The sequence below is a fragment of the Bacteroides sp. ZJ-18 genome, assembly GCF_011038705.2.
In the GTDB taxonomy this organism is placed as follows: Bacteria; Bacteroidota; Bacteroidia; order Bacteroidales; family Bacteroidaceae; genus Bacteroides; species Bacteroides hominis.
The window spans coordinates 3,360,724-3,378,261 of the sequence record NZ_CP072198.1; the positions used below are offsets into that span (position 1 = coordinate 3,360,724).

Genomic DNA, 17,538 nt, shown 5'->3' on the forward strand with positions numbered 1-17,538 from the left:
CAATGATGCCAATGTAAGCCGGATACAACTGCTTACCTTTAGGCTGAGGGCAAAGATACAGATTATATTCATGCGTTGTGTGTGCTAATTCGCACTATTTTTGTGCGTATATGCACATGAAGACAAAGAAGCGCGCACATATAAAATGCTATTAAAAAGCAACTTACATTCATGGCACACCTTTTGAATGATTTATATAAAAAGTAAATACACAATGAATCTGAAAACGATATTTATTATTGCCGGATGCAGTTGCATCTCATTGGTCGCCGCACAGGAACACACGATGGAGCTCTCTTTGGACGAAACCGTGAAGCTTGCCAAGCTTCAGTCGCCGGACGCACAAACGGCACGCCATAGTTTCCGTTCGGCTTACTGGAATTACAAATATTATAAAGCAAACTATTTGCCTGCTTTGAGCCTGACTTCGGACCCCAATTTAAACCGGGCCATCAACAAAGTAACACTGGGAGACGGAACTGTAAAGTTCGTAGAACAGAATATGCTCAGCACAGACCTCACCCTAAGCCTGACTCAGAATATTCCCTGGACCGGAGGTTCACTTTTCATAGAGACGGCAGCGCAACGCATGGATCTCTTCAGTGATCATACAACGGCTTGGCAGACTTCACCTATTAATATAGGTTACCGCCAGTCGCTCTTCGGATACAACAGTTTGAAATGGGACCGCCGCATTGAACCGGTACGTTACCGGGAAGCAAAAAAATCGTATGTAGAAACACTCGAATTGGTAGCTGCACGGGCTACACAGAAGTTCTTTAACCTTGCCACCGCACAAAGCAATTACGAAACCGCCACCATCAATTATGCCAACGCAGACACACTCTATCAATATGCCCAGGGGCGCTATAACATCGGTACCATTACCGAAAACGAAATGTTGCAACTGGAACTGAACAAACTAACCGAAGAAACCAACCGAATGAATGCCCGTATTGAGATGGACAACTGCATGCAGGAGCTACGCTCGTATCTGGGCATTCAAAGTGATGAAGAACTAAAAGTGAAAGTCAATGACCATGTGCCGGACTTCAGTGTAGAATTGCACGAAGCGTTGTTGCTGGCCAACGAGAACAGCCCGGAGATACAGAACATGATGCGCCGGAAACTGGAAAGTGAAAGTAATGTGTCATATGCCCGAGCCAATGCCGGACTGAAAGCGGATATTTATCTGCGTTTCGGATTGACACAGACAGCCGATAAACTGGGGAGTGCATACAAACGACCTTTAGACCAGCAATACGTCAGTTTGGGCATTGCGCTTCCCATTCTTGACTGGGGACGCGGCAAAGGCAAGGTGCGTGTGGCACGTTCCAATCGCGATCTTGTATACACACAGGTGGAACAGGACAAAACCGACTTCGAACTAAATGTGCGCAAACTGGTGAAACAATTCAACCTTCAGGCGCAGCGGGTACGGATAGCCGCACGTACCGACGAAACTGCCCAACGGCGTAGCGACGTGGCACGCAAGCTCTATCTTCTCGGTAAGTCGACCATTCTCGACCTGAATGCTTCCATCACAGAGAAAGACCAGGCACGCCGTAATTATATAACAGCCCTTTATAACTACTGGAGTTTATATTACACCTTACGCAGCCTCACTCTCTTCGACTTTGAAGGGAAGGCACCACTCACCGAGAATTATGATCTGTTGATAGACTGATCCGAAACAAAAATCGTTAATCGAAAAAAATAAAAATAATATGGATATTAAAATTGAAAAGAAACCCTGGTACATCCGCTATAAATTCTACATAGCCGGAGGCATTGCATTCGCCGCTTTCCTTGTTTACGTCATTATTTTGTCGGTCGGTCCGCGCAAGCTCCGCATCGAATCGGAAAACATACAGATAGCCGAGGTCAAAGACGGTAAGTTTATGGAATATGTAGATGTGGAAGGACTGATCCAGCCAATTCTCACTATCAAAGTGAACACCCGCGAAGCCGGCAGCGTAGAGCGTATCATCGCTGAGGAAGGAAGCCTGCTCCAAAAGGGAGATACGATCCTTACCCTTTCTAATCCGGATTTGTTGCGCAGCATCGAGGACCAACGGGACGATTGGGAGAAGCAGCGCATCACTTACCAGGAAAAAGAGATCGAAATGGAACAGAAAAGCCTGAACCTAAAACAACAAACGTTGGAAACCAATTATGAACTGGCGCGGCTCAAAAAGAGCTTTGCGCTGGATAAAGAAGAATTTCGTATGGGCATCAAGAGCAAGGCACAACTTGAAGTATCGGAAGACGAATATAACTATAAGGTAAAAAATGCCGAACTGCAACGTGAAAGTCTGCGCCACGACTCGGCTGTGACCATCATCCGTAAAGATCTGATACGTACAGATATGGAACGCGAACGCAAGAAATATGAGCGAGCCACAGAGCGTCTGGGCAATCTGGTAGTGAAGGCACCCCTCGGCGGACAACTCAGTTTCGTCAAAGTGACACCGGGACAGCAGGTAAGTTCAGGTGAGAGCATTGCCGAAATCAAGGTACTCGATCAGTACAAGATTCACACTTCATTAAGCGAGTATTATATTGACCGCATCACCACCGGACTACCTGCTACCGTCAACTATCAGGGCAAGAGGTATCCGCTTCGCATTACTAAAGTCGTACCCGAAGTGAAAGACCGCATGTTCGATGTCGATCTGGTTTTCACCGGTGAAATGCCCGATAATGTACGTGTGGGCAAGAGTTTCCGTGTACAGATCGAACTGGGACAACCAGAACAGGCCATTGTCATCCCACGCGGTAATTTCTATCAGGCTACCGGAGGACAATGGATCTACAAAACCAATGCATCAAAAACAAAGGCAGTACGTACGCCCATCACCATCGGACGCCAAAATCCTCAGCAATATGAAATCACCGGAGGATTAGAGCCCGGAGATTATGTCGTTACGACAGGATATGATACCTTTGGGGAGGCGGAAGAATTAATACTGAAGTAATATAAAAAATGGATCAAACTCACCACAGAGTAGCACAGAGATGGTTTTCTTTTAATATCCTATAAACAAGAGATTAAAACTCTGTGAGACTCTGTGGCGCTCTGTGGTGAAATCAAACTCAAAACCATTACAAACATGAAAACTATAAAGCTGGCCTGGAAAGCCTTGGCACGTTTCAGAACATATACATTTATCAATATACTGGGCCTCGCCTTGAGTCTGGCTTGTGTACTTATCATCCTACGGTATACCCATCAAGAGGTTACTGTAAACCATTTCTGCAAAGACCTTGAAAACACCTATCTGCTATATTGCGAGTATGAAGATGGAACGCGGACAATAAGCAGCAATGAAGATAGAAATAACGACCCCAACTTTATCGATCCGCTGAAAGATCCGTCTGTTCTGAAAAGTACCCGGTGGATTAATTTCTCGGAAGACAGGATTACAGTCGGCAAACAGATATACAATGTGAAAACCGTAGTGACAGACAGTGCGTTTCTGCAAATACTGCCATATCCGTCTGTATCCGGCATCTCCTCTCTGAAATCTCCGAATGATGCCATCATCACCCGGCGATTGGCTGAAAGACTGTTCAAAGGAGATAATCCGATTGGGAAAACAATAACTTACAGCACAGGAGACATTATCACGATTACGGGAGTAATAGGGGAGCCGCCTACAAAAAGCTTTTTAGATTTCGACCTGATTGTATCCGAACAATTGCAACATTCATGGTCGCGTTCAAGCTATAGCCTGATACAACTGATGCCCGGAACGGACTTTAAGAAGCTGAACGTCAAGAACGAAAAGTTTATGAAGTTAAGGTGCTATATGGACACACCGACTCGCCTGCAATTTTTTCCATTAAAAGATTTCTATTTCGACAAGACCATTCGTATCTATGATAACGGCAAGAGTAATTTCCAGAGAGGCAACTATAATAATATCTTAGTACTTGCTGTTGTCACCATTGCTTTGTTGATAATCGGTTTGTTCAATTTCATCAATATCTATACGGTAATGATGCTCAAGCGTGCCAGAGAGTTTGGAGTTAAAAAGGTATACGGTGCCGGTACAAAGGATGTATTCGCACAGATTTTCACTGAAAACTTTATCCTGACAGGCATGGCTCTATGTATATCCTGGTGCATCATCGAAATAACCGGTGGTATGATGGAACATGTGCTCCGGATACCGCAAATCTCCAATACGGAATTCAGTGCCATACTTTCTGTCGGAGTACTGATTCTGTTGCCATTATTGACTTCTATTTATCCATTCATCAGATACAATTACGTTTCGCCTTCCGTATCTATCCGTTCGGTGAATGCAGGAGGACATTCCATCGTATCCCGTGTGCTATTTTTATTCGTTCAGTACCTCATCACCTTTGTGCTTATTATTGTTTCTCTCTTTTTCACAAAGCAAGTGCGTTTCATGTTGGCTGCCGATTTGAACTATACTACCAAGGACATCATTCAGTGCCAGTTATATGCCGAACGTTCTTCATATGATCTAAATATGTCGAACGAAGAGTGGGAGAGACGTAAACAAAGAGAGAAAAGTAATCTGGCTTACATCAAAGAAGAAATGGACCATTCTCCGCTCTTTATCCGTTGGGAGTATGGAGAGAACCCGAATCAATTGGACGGTAATTATAATAATGTGCGGAATGTGCAGCGGGACGAGTTCAAGCAAGTTATTTATAGCAGTCTAAGCAACAAATATATTGAACTGTTCGGCTTTCAGCTAAAAGAGGGGCGCCTGTGGAATGACTCTGTTGATCAATGGAGTGATTATAAAATGATCATTAATGAATCGGCCAAATCACTCTTAGAAATAGATAATATAGAAACGGCCCTGATTCAACCCGAAAGAAGATTGTGGTGGTCTTCTTCAAAATCCGAAGAAATGGAGAAGAATCCTCCATATCAGGTTATCGGAGTGATCAAAGACTTCAAGATCGGTCACTTATCAAAAACCACTCCTCCGCTCTTCATTGTTTACGAAGATCCGCGGGGCAGTTATAGAGATCGACTGATGGCACAAATCATTCCCGGAAAAAAGCAAGAAGCCATTGCCTTCCTGAAAAAACTGCACGATGAAATACTGGGCGAAGGTGAGTTTGAATACAGCTTTTTAGAAGACGAGATAGCGACCATGTATCAAGAAGATAAGCGAACTGCCGAGATATACTCCTTGTTCAGTGTCATTGCCATTCTTATATCTTGCCTGGGATTATTCGGATTATCTATGTTCGACATCCGTCAGCGATATCGCGAAATTGCACTACGTAAAGTGAACGGAGCCACCCTGAAGGAGATCTATCCGCTCCTGTTAAAGAAATACTCGATTATTCTGGGAGTGGCATTTGTCATCTCAGCACCTCTGTCCTGGTATATCATCTCAAAATATCTGGAAGGATTTGCCAACAAAGCTCCTATATCCTGGTGGCTGTTTGCTGTTGCTGCCATAGTGACTTCCTTCATTTCGCTGGCCACTCTGATATGGCAAATACGAAAAGCTGCCAATATCAATCCGGCCAAAGTGTTGAAAGGAGAGTAGTAAATTTGTATTTTTGTGCGCATGCGCACTATGATCGTGCAAATTCACACGGTGTATCTATACACCATAAGCATATAAACAATAGTGTCTCAACGAGTTGCTTCTTTGGCATACTTCTTGAAACACTATTTGTATAAACAAGAACCAAATGATACGACACTATTTTAAAATCGCATTCCGAAATCTGCAGAAATATAAAACTCAGAGTATCATCAGTGTTATCGGATTGGCTGTAGGAATTACCTGCTTCACGCTTGCTACCTTATGGATACGCTATGAAATGACATACGATACTTTTCATAGAAAGGCCGACAATATCTATATGGTTAGAGCACAGCTCAAATCGGCAACCGGTGTACTAAGCAATTCACTGCCATATCCTGCCATGGAATATCTGAAAAAGAATTTACCCGAGATAGAAGACATCTGCGGAATCTCTCCCATAAGACGGAAACTTCAGTTCAATGATAGGAGTGAGAATCTGCTGACTGTCGAAGTAGACTCTGCCTTTATCAACATGTTCGATATACGTCTCCTAAAAGGAAATGTCAACTTTCTTAAAGAAAGAGGAAAAGAAATAGCCATCACCGAATCGCTGGCTAAAAGTTGGTTCGGAGAAGAAGACCCTTTAGGAAAAGAGGTTGAGTTGGGAGGGCGTCTTTGCCGGATATGTGCAGTCGTCAGCGATTGGTCACAACACTCCAATCTGGCATACAGTATCTTGCTACCCATCCGCCATTGCCCCGACTGGTTAAGTGAAACGGAACAAATATTTATTCGCATACGTTCCAATACGGACATCGAGAGCTTTCAAAAAAGAGTATCTGCTATCAACCTCTCTAAACAAGAAAAAGAGAGCAGTTTGGGCCAATTGGCCATAACGCCGATTACCTCACTCCGCTATTCAGATTACTTAAATAGAGACGAAATCGTTATTTCGTTTAATTATATCCGTTATTTTGCCATAGCAGGGGCTCTGGTCATCCTATGCTCGCTATTCAATTACCTGACTCTCTTTATCAGTCGTCTTCGCATGCGTGGCCGTGAAATGGGACTTCGCAAAGTTTGTGGTGCTACAGACCATTCACTGTTCGCACTATTCTCCATCGAATACCTGTTAGTATTGATTGCCGGATCTGCAACAGGAATGGTCCTTATAGAGTTATGTTTATCACGATTTATAGAACTGGCACAAATATCAGAAACAACATCACTATATTCAGAAGCAATGATATACATCATTGCGGTAATTATCCTGTCATTTATCATTTCACAAATCCCTCTGTATTACTTCAGAAAACGGACTTTACAAAATAATATTCAAAACAAAAAAGAGACCGCTCAACGGGGGATATTTCGCAAATCCGGATTGGTCATGCAGTTAATTATCAGCTTAGGCTTCATTTTCTGCACAGCTGTCATGATGAAACAACTTTATTATCTGAAAAACACAGATCTGGGTATGGAACGACACAACTTAGCCAACGTTGCCATCTGGATGAAGGGAGGTGATATCAATGAATGGAATACTAAAATTGCCAGTTTGCCCATGGTTACGGAAACTTTGCCGCCACACTATTTCCCGATCATTCCCACAGGGCCAATGATGTATACAGAGATCAACGGATGGGATGGGCAGAACAAAACAAATGATGAAACATATTCGGTAGGTATCATGCCTTCGGGCGAAGATTTCTTCAGATACTACGGATTGCATTTGTCGGAAGGAGAATGGTTATCTGATAAGAGTATTACAAATGATGTTATCATCAATGAAACCGCCGCATTAAAATTCGGGTGGAAAAGTGCCGTCGGAAAGAAATTCTACTCAGAATACGACGGACAGAAAACATTCTATCATGTGATAGGAGTTGTGAAAGACTTTAGCCATCTTCCCCCTACGGTTGCTCCGCAACCTCTCGCCTTTGTCCGTGCCGAAGAGCAGCAATATTTGTGGGGACGTGCCAGTATCCTATTCAAGTTTAAAGAAGGAAGCTGGAAAGCTTGTCTGGACACAATTCAAAAAATGCAGAACGAAGATTTCCCGTCTTCTTTCATGAGACTGTATAACGAAGAGGAGGAATACAACAAATATCTGCGCTCCGAAGATGCACTTATGACCTTATTGGGAATTGTTTCTTTGGTCTGTGTCATTATCTCCATTTTTGGCATTTTCTCTCAAGTGACTTTGTCATGCGAACAACGACGTAAAGAAATAGCTATCCGCAAAGTGAACGGAGCTACCATAAAGAACATCTTGCAGATGTTCTTTAAAGAGTATTTCATTCTTTTGTTTATAGCCGCCATCATTGCGTTTCCAATCAGCCACATCATCATGCAAACATGGATTGAAAGTTACATCCGGCAAACGACTATTCCGGGCTGGATGTACGTCGCCATCTTTACAGGCATAGCGGGAGTTATTGTCATCAGTATTTTCTCAAGAGTATGGAGTGCTGCCCGGCAAAACCCGGCAGAGGTAGTAAAAACAGAATAAAAGAGGAAAAGTATGATACGACACTATTTTAAGATTGCTTTCAGAAACTTATTGAAATATAAGGCCCAAAGTATAATTAGTATAATCGGACTGGCTATGGGATTCACCTGTTTCGCTCTTACCGTTTTATGGATTCGCTATGAAATGACATACGACACTTTTCACGAGGGAGCCGACCGAATCCATCTAATATACAAGAAATCCATACTGGATGATACAGGATTTGATAAAACGGTGCCATATCCGGTTTCAACTTCTTTAAAAAGAATGCTCCCTGAAATAGAGGATGCATGTGCTTTTGAATTTTATAAATCGGATATAACTGTCAATGACGGTGCCACACAACAGCTATACCGGATCAATGCTGACTCTTGTTTCATGAATATGTTTCGGATACGGGTTCTTGAGGGAAACCTTGACTTTTTAGAATCAGCCAATAAGATAGCCTTGACGGACAAAGCTGCCAACCGTCTTTTTGGAACAGAAAACCCTATCGGTAAAGAAATCAAAGTCTATGGAGACCCCAAAACAGTTTGTGCCATTGTCAACAGTTGGAGCGAACATACCAATTTACCATTCTCCATATTAGGAGGCGGAATACGGCAATGGCAGGACGTCTGGTACAATAATGGATTCTATGTTTTTATTAAACTTCATCAAGGAGTAGATGCCAAGGCACTAAGTAATAAACTGAAGCAAACAGAAATAAAGACAAATAAAAACGAGGGGGCTATCAAGGAGTTATTAATGATGCCTGTCAGTAAATGCCATTACACGATATTGGCAGACAATAATGCCATTCAGTTCAACTATATTATTCTCTTCGCTGTGATTGGAGGTTTGGTGATCCTTTGTTCGTTGATCAACTATCTGTCACTGTTTATCAGCCGCCTATGGATGCGGGCCAAGGAGCTTGCATTACGCAAAGTTTGCGGTTCGTCCAATCGGAACCTGTTTGCTTTACTGACCATCGAGTTCCTGGTTATCCTGATTTCGGCCGGATTGATAGGCATGGCATTAATAGAATTAGTATTGTCGGAGTTTAAGGAGCTTTCGGGAGTGACAGACGGAAATATATATTGGGAATCATCTCTGTATTTTATGATTATTATTGGATGTTCTCTTTGCCTCTTCATGCCCGTCACTCTCTATTTCAACCGACAGACCCTGCACACCAACATACAGAAGAGTAACACAAACAGACATCGATATTTCATTCGTAAGGCAAGTATCCTGTTTCAGTTATCAATCAGTATAGGATTCATTTTCTGTATCTGCATTATAATGAAACAACTCTATTTCCTAAGTACTACAGATATCGGCATAGAACGTAAAAACATTGCTACCTTAAGCTTGTATCCGCAAGACAATCTACCTCCCGCAGCAGATAAAATAGAGCAGATGCCTTCTGTTACTCAAATACTGAAAGGACATTTCTCTTTGCTCCCGAGAACAGTGTCTATGTCTATGGCTTTCAAGGACTGGGATGGCAAACAACCTTCGGACCCCGATATGAACATGGAAGTACTGATGGAAAGTGAGGAATTGGCCCAATTCTATGGCATCCGGCTTTTAAAAGGGAAAATGCTGAAAGAAGGAGAGAGTGACGCAAGCACTATTGTTATCAACGAAACGGCTGCAAAAACTTTGGGCTGGAACGATCCGATTGGCAAGAAATTAATCAGGCCTAACGGAACAGCCACCACTGTCATCGGTTTGGTCAAAGACTTCCACACTACTTCGCCCACTGTTCCTGTAAAACCAATAGCATTCATAGCCAAAGGGTTTTCCGGTTTCTATCTTGGCAAAGGAGATATTCTGATAAAATACAGGGAAGGGGAGTGGCCTAAACTGAAACAGGCTGTTGAAGATCTTTGCCGAAAAGAATATCCGGACACAAAAATCGTATTATCCAACATGGAAGATGTTTATAACGATTATTTAAAATCTGAACATGCACTCTTGAAATTATTAAGCTGTGTAGCAATAGTTTGCATTTTGATCGCAATTTTTGGAATATTTTCGTTAATAACACTGGCTTGCGAACAACGTCGCAAAGAGATAGCTATTCGAAAGGTGAACGGAGCAACACTTAAAAATATACTCTCTATTTTTGCAAAAGAGTACCTCATATTGATACTGCTCTCTTCTCTTCTGGCATTTCCACTCGGTTATGTCGTCATGAAGTCATGGTTACAGAGCTATGTGGAACAAACCTATATAAATGCTTGGATTTACATCGTTATCTTGGCAGGAACTACTATTGTCATAAGCCTTTGTATTGGTTGGAGAGTGTGGAAAGCCGCCCGGCAAAATCCGGCGGAAGTAGTAAAAACAGAATAAAAAAATAGCATGATACGATCTTATTTAAAAATAACATGTAGGAATCTTCTGAAGTATAAAGCTCAGAACATACTCAGCATTATTGGACTCTCCATCGGTTTTATAGCCTTTTTGTTAGGTGGCTACTGGTACTACTGGGAGCACCATTTTGACAGTTTTCATCCACAAAGTGAACATACTTATGCCTTGACGACTACCGGAATATTTAAAACAGCCGATGGGTTGGAAGGAGAACTGAACCAAATACACCAGCTGGCGGAGAAAGAGATAATAGCATTCCCTGAAATAGCTAAGGTATGCCATGTCAGCGATGTGAAATATGAAGCAGATGGTAAAGAAAGAAGTTGGATAGGAATGGCAGTAGACTCCACTTTTTTTGATATCTTCCAATGCCGGATGATCGAAGGAAATTATCATAAAACGCCTTATAACGCAAACTTTGTAATTCTGACCCGGAAAATGGCAAAACATCTTTATGGAGATAGCAGCTGTATAGGGAAAGAAGTGAAAATTAATAAAGAAATATCTTACACCGTTGCGGGAGTAATGGAGAATTATCCGCAGAACAGTGATTTTAAGTTTGAGTATCTCATTCTGAATACCCCCCAAGCCAATATTGTGAAGCGTAGTACCACTTATGTATTATTACACTCCAGTGCCAATGCATCACATCTGAATAAGAAAATAACATCTTTCCGGATTAAAGAGGCAGACACTCAAAGGGATACTTATTCCGAATGGCATTTCCACTTACGTTCATTGCCCGAGGTTCATGTCTACTGTTCTCCGGAACTCAAGGGAAGATTTCAACATATCGGCATTTTGGCAACAGCAGGTTTACTGGCTTTTGTCAGTGCGTTAATGAATCTGCTCGTATTGTTCATCGGACAACAGCAACGAAAAGCACGGTATAATTCAACTTTTTCAACTCTCGGAGCTTCTACCCTGAGCTTGGTAGGTAAAAACCTGCTTGAGCTCATTATACCTTTATTCATCGCTTTTTTGATATCAATGGGAGTTTGTGAATTCTTATTTCCATATTATAAAGATTATACCAGTCTGGTGGCAGAGAGTAACAGTTATTATTTTGGCACGATTCAAAGTATCACCAGACAGGAAATATTTGGAACAGCTCTTTGGATTTATCCGTTATGTTGTGTTGTTTTCCTTGTCATAAGTCTGCTTCCCATCATCGGATTGCTGAAACGAAGCAGTCATGGGACTTCAACGTCCTTACGAAACGGATTAATCATCGGACAAATATTTATTGGTGCTTTATTTCTTTTCACTTCATGTATGTTCTACAGTCAATATAGCTTCATGACACACACAGATAAAGGGCTCGTTACAGACCATATATGGCAAATCGATTTAGGATATGATGCGACTTATAATAAAGACTGCAGTCCTTTTATAGCAGCATTAAAAGAAAGCTCTGCTATCGAAGGAGTGACAGCTTTAACACAGCCGATCCTTGTTTTCAGAGGGGAATGGTATTGTACTTTCATTACCAATTTCCCTATTGAAGGACGGAATTCTGATGAATCTGAGGAGGATAACTGCGTCATCGTACAAAAGAATTTTCTCCCATTCTTTGGGATGAAGATGAAAGAAGGAGAATGGATACAAAATCAAGGAACAGAAGATATCGTTGTCAATGAAACCGGGGCACGCCAACTTAATATCCCTTCCTTAACAGGTCGTCCTATTATCAATAATACAGGAACCGATGCAAAGTCTTATAGAATCAGTGGTATTTTACGCGACTTTTACTATTGTCCGATGCAATATCCTCTGTCGAAGACCTTCTTTATGTATCAAAGCAATGCCGATGCTGCGAAAGCTTACAACGGTTTCCGGTACTTCTATATAAAGGTACGTCCGGGAAAAGAAAAGCAAGCATTGGAACATGTCCGGCAGATTTATCCGGAATATAGCAAAGGAGAGATTACTGAAGATGCACAGATCATTCAGCTCTCTACATTGATGGAATTGTTCAACCGGCCGGAAAAGATGATGTTCCGTATTTTCCTGCTATTGGCTATCCTTTGCATTCTCATTTCTTCATTCGGAGTATACTTTCTGGTTTCGCTCTCTACTGAGCAACGCAAGAAAGAAATAGCCATTCGGAAAGTAAACGGTGCACGATTCTCTGATATTTTGTGCCTGTTTTTTAAAGAGTATTTATGGCTGACTTTAACCGGTAATGCGATTGCTCTTCCGTTAGGATATATCTTTATCCGCCGCTGGCTGGAAACCTACGCATACCACACGGGCTTCCACGGATGGCTGTTTATATGTGTGTTTCTTTTTACCGGTATTATTGTTATCCTTTCCGTTATAAAACAAGTAATAATAGCAGCTAAAATAAATCCGGCGGAATGTATGAAAAGTGAATAAGCCGTCAGAGTGCGTATTCGCACCGGAATCGTGCAATATCACACACTGTTTTTGAATGAGCAATAGATGTAATATACATGAATACAGCACTATACAAGTTTGGCACATTTATTGAATCTATAATAACAATAATAAAGACATAAAAACAAATAATACAAACGAATTATGATATTACATTATATAAAAGCTGCATTCAGGCAATTGATAAAACACAAAACGCAGACTATCATTTCTATATTGGGAATCACTTGCGGATTGCTTTGCTTCAGTGTTTGCAATTATTATAATCGTATTTTCAGTACTGGCAATAAAGATTTAGCGACTTATGAACGTCAGGCTGAAATATGGATAGAGGGAAATGCATACCAAGTAAATATTCCAATACAAGATTTTGAAAAAAAAATCGGAAAAGAAAACTTTGAAGCAGTTGCTTTTTATTTCAATGCTAATGCCAAGATTACTTTGGATGAAACCATTTATTATAAGATAAGCAAAACTGAATGCAATGCTGATTATTTCAAAGTATTTCCTGCCAAGTGTGTGAACGGGTCATTACAACAGTTTGGAATATCATGTAATGAGGCAGTAGTAACTACTGATTTTGTAAGAGAATTCTGTGGTAATAAATCTCCGTTGGGAAAGAACATACTAACTGAAAATGGAAGAAACTATACGATTATTGCCGTCATAGAGCCTTATCCGGCAGGAATGAACAACTACCACAATCAGTATGATGTTTTTCTCCCGTTAGCAGAAAACGCTTCATTTGGAGCACACAAAATCTTATTAAAACATGCAGAAGATGCCGAACGGCTCTCTCAATATCTACAAAAGTTGGAACTTTTTCCAAAATTCCCGGAATGGGTACCTCAAATAGTATTAGAAAGCAAAATGGAGCACAAGTCCGGTGCCGAATTATGGATTGCAATTCTTGGGATATTGGTTTTATTGGTAGGTATGATCAACTATTTCTCGTTCAGCATAGGAACATTTGCCAATCGCTGCAAAGAAATCAGTCTGCGTAGTACATTAGGAGCTACTTATTCAGGACAATTCATGCTACTTTTCCTTGAACAAGCTGTCGTTATCCTGATTAGTGGAATAATCACCTTAGCTGTCACCGAAAGTTTCCTACCCTGGTTTATAAGTACGTTTTCGTATGAGATGCAAAAAGAATTGTATATTGATACCTATCGGCTCTGGAAATACGAATGCCAATACTTGATTGGGATACTGTCAATCAGTGCCTTAGTCTCTCTTCTTTCATCATGGTATATTACGCGTAAAACTGCGGCGCAAGGTTTAAAGGGGGGAACTGCTACCGGTCAGCGTCACATCATAAGAAACTCTTTATTGGGTTTCCAACTTTTCTTCTCCCTTTTATTCGTCATTGGAACAGTCAGTATTTGGATGCAGATGCAGGAGTATAACCGAATAGCCAATCCGTACTTGAGCGCTAAAGAAAAGAAAGAAATCATGGTATTGGATATTAGAGGATATAACCGTATCGAAGAGAACCGGCAGGAACTTATAAGTTTTCTCCGTTCACGCCACTGGAACGAAAAAATGGCATATAGTAACAGAGATTATGCTCAGGATTATGGGTTCACAGAACTTATTTACGTTTCAGACGAATATTTTGAATTGATGAATATAGATTGTAAACACCAGGCAGGGGAACCATTTTGTTATGTAAACGAACAGCTATATCAGACTTTACAGACAGATTCTACTCCGGAAATCTATCGTTATCAAAACAAAATATATCCAGTGAAAGGTTTGGTGCATATAGGTTGTGACTCACCAAGCGCAAAGCTACTCGCCATTCTGCCCATTTCTGCAATGAACAATGAAATTGGAAAAATTTATATCCAATTAGCCTCCAATGTTTCTCACAAAGATATAGAAGCAGAGATGGCCGGGGAGATAAATCAATATTTGCCGCAAAACGAACCTTTTGAGTTCATCAGCTTATATAAAGAACAAATCGGTCTGAGGACTATCTCACTTATATGGCTATTCATTGTTTGCTCCTCTATTTGCCTACTGATTACGATGTTAGGAATTTATGGTGCAATCAGTATTGACACCGTACGCAGACAAAAAGAGGTGGCTATCCGTAAAATTAATGGTGCACGCCTGTTGAATATTTATTGGTTATTTGGGAAAACCTACCTGATTTTATTCTTAATATCTTCTATTTTAGGGAGTTTGAGCAGTTTGTTTATCATGATTACAGGTAGCCAACATAAAATCATTCTATTTGATTACGCTAACCCATGGCTTTGGATATATTCTCTTTTGCTCTTAATAATAATTATAGCAGGTACTGTTAGCTGGCAAATATACCATATTGCACGAACTAACCCGGCGGAAGTTATTAAAAACGAATAAAAACAAATTACACTATACACCATTATGATACTACATCATTTAAAAATAGCCATTCGCAGTCTCTTGAAGTACAAGACTCACTGCTTGATCTCAGCCATTTGCCTTTCGGTAGGTATGACCTGTTTCTGTATTGTACATTTCTACATTAGTGAAATAGATGGCGCCACTCGTCGTCTGCCCAATTTTGAACAGAGAATCGGACTCCGGATCATGAACCCCAACAATAAGGAAGACAGGGCATGGGGATGGTTTCTCACCCCTTCCCAAATCAAAACATTAACAGATCATCCTATACCCGGAATCAAACAGCTCAGCTGCCGATCCTTTGAAAGTCAAGCTGAAGTCGTCTTTATCAATCAAGAACAGGAGGAAAAGCCCTATATTGTATCTTATATAAGTACAGACCCCAACTTCTTCCCGCATTATCAAGCGTCATTCTTATACGGGAATACACTTCCTGTTGAACCTGACGAGGTTGTGTTATCCGAAAGTTGTGCCCGCAAAGTTTATGGAGAAAAGAATCCGGTCGGTACTCTGCTGAAAATAGTACAATTCAAAGAAGAAGAAAAGAAAAAAGACATTTATTACAAAGTCGTTAACGTAGTAAAAGAGTTGCCGAAAGTACTTCGTGTACAAGCCGATATCTATTTCTCTTATCGCAGAGACGATGCCCAGCAAAATGGATTTATTATGGAAGGAGTGTTAGACACTCCTGACGGACTTGATAAAGCAAATGAAAGCTTAAAAGGAGTCCCTTTTCTGCATCGTGGAGAAATGACATATCTTGTTGCCTCCAAAGAAGCCGATTCATATCAAGAGCCACAACGCCTCATTGCTATGGCATTCATCACTTTCTTATCTTCCTTAATTTTGTTATCAGGCATGATTAACTTTTTAAAGTTTATCATACAATCTTTCTATAACCGAAACCGTGAACTGGCATTGCGCAAAAGTATGGGAGCAACTGCCCGAAGTTTGTTCGGACTATTGTTTACGGAAGTTTTCTGGATGCTTACCTTCTCTTTACTTCTTTCTTTGGTATTGTCTGAATGTGTAAGTGGTCTTCTTGTATATTACATTCCGCCAAAAGAAATGATTCCAATAGATATACAAACGTTATACTCTATCCAATTCCAAGTATATTTAGGTTTACTCATAATTTGTGCAATCATTATTCTCTTTCCAGTCAGACGACTTCAAAGATCCGGACTTGCAAGCAATATTACGGGGAAAAGTCATAAACATATTTTCCGCAATATCATGATGTGCATACAACTATGTGTGTGTATTTTCTTCTTGGGAACAGCCATTGCCGTTCATTTATTCAATAAGGAGGATAACCGTCTATACCTTCCTTTATCCGACCAAGAAACAGGCCGTACTTTCTGCCTTCAAATGAATAGCGTTACACTCTATAAAAACAAAGATGCTATCCTCTCACAAATAAAGATGTTACCCGGAGTGGAAGAAACAAGCGCAGCTTTGATGACCGGCTCATTCAACTCTTTCTTGACCAGCAGCTATGAGTCTGCGGATCATCGTACACTTACCATCAATGTCCGGCAAGGTGATCCCAGCTATTTCCAGTTCTTCCGGATTCCATTTCAAGGGGAAACTGTTGATGCCGATGCAAGTAAAGTGGTCTATATCAGCGAAGCCTTCCGGCAACAACTGGACAAAGATTCTATCAGCGGAAACGTGAAATTAGGAGAGGAGAGCTACCGGATTTTAGGAACCTATAAAGCCTGCTACGGAGAAAATCTTTCCGAATATAACCAATACCACATATCCGTATTTTTCCCCACCAAAGAAATATCAGTCATATACATTCGTTTTCGAAATGACATTGCCTTTTCTAAAGCGAAAGCACAAATAGAGAAGGTATGCCGTAACTATGTACCAGAATCACTGGCATTAGACATAGAGCCCTTGGACGTAAGAAAAAGTACGACTCAGGGAATTAGGGACATGATGGGTGATATTTCACTGTTACTTGCTATCATTAGTATATTGCTTGTGGTGTTAAGTGTGTATTCTGCGATCTCCATGGATACCGTTAGTCGGCAAAAAGAAGTAGCCATTCGTAAAATTAACGGTGCTACACCTAAAGTGATCGCTTTCATGTTTGGAAGAGTCTACATCATCCAATTCATACTGGCCTATATGATCACTTATCCATTGTTACGGCTACTGATCATTGATATGACCAAAAGTTCTCCAATCAGCAGTGTCAGCGGATTTGCCTGGGGCATTTACCTGTTCATTGTAATAGGTTTGCTTATCTTTGTAACAACGGCATACAAAATATACAGAGTGATGCACCTCAACCCGGCCGATATCATTAAAAATGAATAATAT

8 protein-coding genes are annotated in these 17,538 nt (G+C 40.9%); all 8 read left to right on the forward strand.

The annotated features are described in order from the left end of the window. Nucleotides 1–214 precede the first annotated feature (214 nt). The 8 genes from G7Y45_RS13495 (at nt 215) to G7Y45_RS13530 (ending at nt 17,535) form a co-directional block, all read left to right on the forward strand. Nucleotides 215–1,687, forward strand: a complete 1,473-nt coding sequence (locus G7Y45_RS13495) for a TolC family protein (RefSeq protein WP_005777816.1) — start codon at nt 215–217, stop codon at nt 1,685–1,687. A 40-nt stretch (nt 1,688–1,727) separates the two neighbouring features. After that, nucleotides 1,728–2,978, forward strand: a complete 1,251-nt coding sequence (locus G7Y45_RS13500) for an efflux RND transporter periplasmic adaptor subunit (protein ID WP_005777818.1) — start codon at nt 1,728–1,730, stop codon at nt 2,976–2,978. A 135-nt stretch (nt 2,979–3,113) separates the two neighbouring features. Next, nucleotides 3,114–5,546, forward strand: coding sequence for an ABC transporter permease (locus G7Y45_RS13505; protein ID WP_165017155.1), 2,433 nt, complete (start codon nt 3,114–3,116; stop codon nt 5,544–5,546). 148 nt (nt 5,547–5,694) lie between these two features. Further along, nucleotides 5,695–8,043 (forward strand): ABC transporter permease, encoded by a 2,349-nt coding sequence (locus G7Y45_RS13510; protein ID WP_165017152.1) that lies wholly within the window; start codon nt 5,695–5,697, stop codon nt 8,041–8,043. Nucleotides 8,044–8,055: 12 nt separating this feature from the next. Continuing rightward, the gene (locus G7Y45_RS13515; RefSeq protein WP_165017149.1) at nt 8,056–10,386 is read left to right on the forward strand and encodes an ABC transporter permease; all 2,331 of its coding nucleotides are present in this window, start codon (nt 8,056–8,058) and stop codon (nt 10,384–10,386) included. A gap of 9 nt (nt 10,387–10,395) precedes the next feature. Further along, entirely contained in the window at nt 10,396–12,786 is a 2,391-nt protein-coding gene (locus G7Y45_RS13520; RefSeq protein WP_005820318.1) for an ABC transporter permease, read from the forward strand. A 165-nt stretch (nt 12,787–12,951) separates the two neighbouring features. Next, complete coding sequence (locus G7Y45_RS13525) at nt 12,952–15,180, forward strand: ABC transporter permease (protein ID WP_165017146.1); 2,229 nt, start codon at nt 12,952–12,954, stop codon at nt 15,178–15,180. A gap of 24 nt (nt 15,181–15,204) precedes the next feature. Then, nucleotides 15,205–17,535: an ABC transporter permease gene (locus G7Y45_RS13530; RefSeq protein ID WP_032544121.1), complete on the forward strand. Its 2,331-nt coding sequence runs from the start codon at nt 15,205–15,207 to the stop codon at nt 17,533–17,535. Nucleotides 17,536–17,538 lie beyond the last annotated feature (3 nt).